The sequence below is a fragment of the Pigmentiphaga sp. genome (genome assembly GCF_019689535.1).
Taxonomy (GTDB): Bacteria; Pseudomonadota; Gammaproteobacteria; order Burkholderiales; family Burkholderiaceae_B; genus Pigmentiphaga.
The window spans coordinates 1-3,863 of record NZ_JADGHH010000265.1 but is presented as its reverse complement, the minus strand read 5'-3'; the positions used below and the strand labels follow the sequence as shown (position 1 = coordinate 3,863).

The window sequence follows — 3,863 nt, the reverse complement described above, 5'->3', positions numbered from 1 at the left end:
GTGGGAGCCTGGGGGTCCAGGGGCGGGGGCGTGCAGTCCGAGCCGAAGGCCTGGCCCGCGAAGATTTCGTCGATCGCCGCGATGCGGCGCCGCGTTTCCCGGTAATGTGCGCGAATGCCGAGGGAGATCACCACGAGTACGCTGGTGATGAGCAGCGTGGCCCATCCTCCCTCGAAGAATTTCTCGAAGATGGTGATCACCAGGATGGCGCTGGTGATGGTCAGTGCGCCGAGCGAAAGCGCGAGTCGTCGTTTCCAGTGTTTCTTGTAGACGGGCTTGTCGCGGTTGCGTATCCAGTAGCTCGACAGGCCTGCCAGCGAGAGGCTGAACGTCAGGAACACGTTGATGGAATAGAGCACCACCAGCACCGAAACCTTGCCTCCGGTCAGGAGCAGGATGATGAGGGCGCCCACGCCCATCAGCAGGATGCCGTTTTCGGTTACCAGGCGGTTCGACAAGTAGCGGAACCGGTGCGGCATCCATGAGTCCGACGCCATGTTGGCGAGGACCGACGGACCGCCCAGGAAACCCGTGTTGGCGGCCACGAATAGCAGGCCCGCTTCGCAGGTCAATACCGCGGCCAGCGCGACGAAGAGGTCAGTGCCGTCGAAACCCATTTCCCGCAGCACGTCGCCGAAAACCACCGCGTTGAGCGTTTGGCCTTCGACCGGCGCCGCATTCCACAATAGGTAGAGCAGGATGATGCCGGCGGCGGTGAAGGCGAGGCTGATGGCCATGAGCAGCATGGTCAGCTTGCCCGTGCGGACGACCGGTTCGGCGAGCCGGTCGACGTTGTTCGATACTGCCTCGATCCCGGTGTAGGTGCCGCCGCCCAGCGAGTAGGCTTTCAGGAACACCGCCAGTACGAAGAACCAGCCCGCCTCGTGGGTGAGTTCGCGGACTTCCCGCAGGGTGTTGGGAATCAGCAGCGGCAGCCCTTCGGCGTGCGCGAAAATGCCCCATGCAATCAATGCGGCGTGAGTGAGGACGAAGCCGGCGAAGATAGGCAGCAGCACCTTCACGCTTTCCTTGGCGCCGCGCAGATTCAGCCAGAGCAGGAAAAGCACCATCGCACAGGCGGCCCAGATCTTGTAGGGCTGCCAGCCGAGCGGGAGCAGCGAGAACAGGGCATCGGTGCCGGCGGCAACCGAAATCGCTATGGTCAGCACATAATCCACGATCAGGGCCGATCCGGACAGCAGGCCGGCGGAAGGGCCCAGCAGCGCGGTCGAGACACGGTAGCCGCCGCCCCCGGTCGGAAAGAGCTCGATGACTTGGTTGTAGGCGAGCGCGACCACGAAGACCGTGATCGCCGTGGCGATGGCCAGGAAAAGGGCGAGGTGGGTGTAGTTTCCCAGCGCGCGGAAGGCTTCTTCGGGTCCGTAAGACGAAGAGGAGAGTCCGTCTGCACCGAGGCTGATCCAGGCCACGATGGCGGCCAGCGCGATCGAATGCCGGGTCTCGGGCGACAACGGGTCGCGAGCCTTGCCCAGCAGGCGTTCGCGCCATGACGATGGTTTCATACGAAAAGGGATTCTGCGGCTTGTCCGTTCAGCATTGCGCGGCGCAACGGCACGCCGCGGGGGATCTCGCTCGGCAGGCCATTCTATCAACAAGGAAATTGTTACCCCTGGCAGGGCCGCTAACTATTGCAATCGAATTTCTGATAGCTTTATGCATGGGTGCCGACCGGTTCCCCTCCAGCCGTATTCTCGAGGTAAGCATGAGCAAGCAAATCATTCACACCGATGCAGCGCCCGCTGCCGTCGGGCCCTATTCCCAGGCGGTCGCGGTTCCCGCGGCCGGCCGGACGGTTTATTTGTCCGGCCAGATCGGTCTGGTGCCCGCCACCGGTGAACTCGAGGCGTCCAGCTTCGAGGCGCAGGTGAGGCAGGCGTTCGCCAACATGGCCGCCGTCGTGCGCGAAGCAGGCGGCTCGCTCGACCAGATCGTCAAGCTCACCTTGTTCTTGACGGACCTGTCCAAGTTCGGCGTCGTCAACGAGATCATGGCAGAACTCATTCCCCAGCCGTTCCCCGCCCGGTCCACGGTAGGGGTGGCCGCCCTGCCCAAAGGCGCAGAGTTCGAGGTCGAGGCGGTGCTGGTGGTGTAATCGACGGGGGATGGACTTGCAGGCAGCTTCCGACGACACCGGGCTGACGCCGCTGCAGCGCAAAATGCGCAAGCTGGGCCTGTCCGGTGCGGACGACTTCGTCTTGCACCTGCCCATCCGCTATGAAGACGAAACCCGGCTGACCCCCATCGGGAGGTTGCTGCCGGGCATGTGGGCGCAGGTCGAAGGGGTCGTGACGCGCTGCGAAGTCACTTACCGTCCCCGCCGGCAGCTGGTGGCCGCGATCCAGGACGACACTGGGGAGCTCGGCCTGCGCTTTCTCAACTTTTATCCCAGCCAGCAAAAGCAGTTGGCCGCCGGGCGCCGGGTCCGGGCCCGGGGGGAGGCGAGAGGCGGGTTTTTCGGCATGGAGATGGTGCATCCGCGCGTCACCGTGGCCGATGAACATACGCCTCTGCCGGACCGGCTCACGCCCGTCTATCCGACGACGGAAGGGTTGCCCCAGTCTGCGCTGCGCAAAGCGATCGCGAATGCGCTGGAGCAGGCGGACCTGAGCGATACCCTGCCTGCTTGGCTGCGGGAGCGCTATGGCTTGATGGCGTTCGAGGAGGCGGTTCGGCTGCTCCATGCGCCGCCCCCGGACGTCGCGACCCAGTCGCTTGTCGACCGGGCGCATCCCGCCTGGCTGCGCATCAAGTTCGACGAACTACTGGCGCAGCAGCTCTCGCTGGCGCGCGCGCGCGCGGCGCGCCGGGAAAAACGCGCGCCGCCGTTGCCTCCCTCGGACGCCCCGGACAGCCTGGTCAACCGCCTTTTGCATACCCTGCCGTTCGCACTTACGGGCGCCCAGCAGCGCGTCAGGAGCGAGATCGCGGCGGACCTGTCCAAGCCCCATCCCATGCAGCGCTTGTTGCAGGGAGACGTGGGCAGTGGCAAGACGGTGGTGGCCGCGTTGGCAGCAGCCCAGGCCATTGACAACGGTTACCAGGCGGCTTTGATGGCGCCGACGGAAATCCTGGCCGAACAGCATTTCCGCAAACTGGTGGACTGGCTCGAACCGTTGTCGGTGAAGGTGGCCTGGTTGACGGGCAGCCTCGCGCCCAAGGCTCGCCGGGAGGCGGCGGCCATGATCGAAAGCGGCGAGGCGCACTTGGCAGTCGGCACCCAGGCCTTGATCCAGCAGCACGTCCAATTCGCCCGCCTCGGGCTGTCGATCGTCGATGAGCAGCACCGTTTCGGCGTGGGCCAGCGTCTCGCGCTGCGCAACAAGGGGGGCGGGGCCGACGAGTTTCCCCATCAGTTGATGATGTCTGCCACGCCCATTCCACGTACCTTGGCGATGACTTTTTTCGCGGACCTGGACGTTTCGGTCATCGACGAATTGCCGCCGGGGCGCGTGCCCGTCATCACGAAGCTCTTGTCCGAGGCGCGCCGCGAAGAGGTCATTGCGCGCATCCGCGAGGCGGCGCGGACGGGCAGGCAGGTGTACTGGGTGTGTCCGCTCGTAGAGGAAAGCGAGACGCTGGAGCTGCAGACGGCTGTCGACACCTACGAGGCGCTGAGGCATGCCCTTCCGGAATGCCGGGTCGGACTGATGCACGGCCGCCTGCCGGCGGCTGAGAAGGCCGCGGTCATGGATGCCTTCAAGCGCGGGGAGCTGGACCTATTGGTCGCCACCACGGTGATCGAGGTCGGGGTCGACGTTCCCAATGCTTCGCTCATGGTCATCGAGCACGCCGAACGCTTCGGCCTGGCCCAGCTGCATCAGCTCAGGGGGAGGGTGGGGAGC

Annotated in this window: 3 protein-coding genes; 2 read left to right on the top strand and 1 reads right to left on the bottom strand. The window is 65.1% G+C overall.

All coding sequences use genetic code 11. The annotated features are described in order from the left end of the window. The coding region (locus IRZ12_RS16355; RefSeq protein WP_296470742.1) for an APC family permease at positions 1–1,523 on the bottom strand (1,523 nt) is incomplete at its 3' end. 200 nt (positions 1,524–1,723) lie between these two features. Between IRZ12_RS16355 and IRZ12_RS16350 the strand changes: the two genes are divergently transcribed. Both IRZ12_RS16350 and recG read left to right on the top strand, forming a co-directional pair. Further along, a complete protein-coding gene (locus IRZ12_RS16350) occupies positions 1,724–2,113 on the top strand; it encodes a Rid family detoxifying hydrolase (protein ID WP_296470739.1) in 390 nt (129 codons plus the stop codon). Positions 2,114–2,123: 10 nt separating this feature from the next. Continuing rightward, a partial coding sequence (gene recG, locus IRZ12_RS16345) for an ATP-dependent DNA helicase RecG (RefSeq protein ID WP_296470735.1) occupies positions 2,124–3,863 on the top strand: 1,740 nt, incomplete at its 3' end.

Excerpts from the sequence above, each read along its gene's own strand:
- IRZ12_RS16350 (WP_296470739.1), top strand. The coding sequence starts at position 1,724 with ATGAGCAAGCAAATCATTCACACCGATGCAGCGCCCGCTGCCGTCGGG.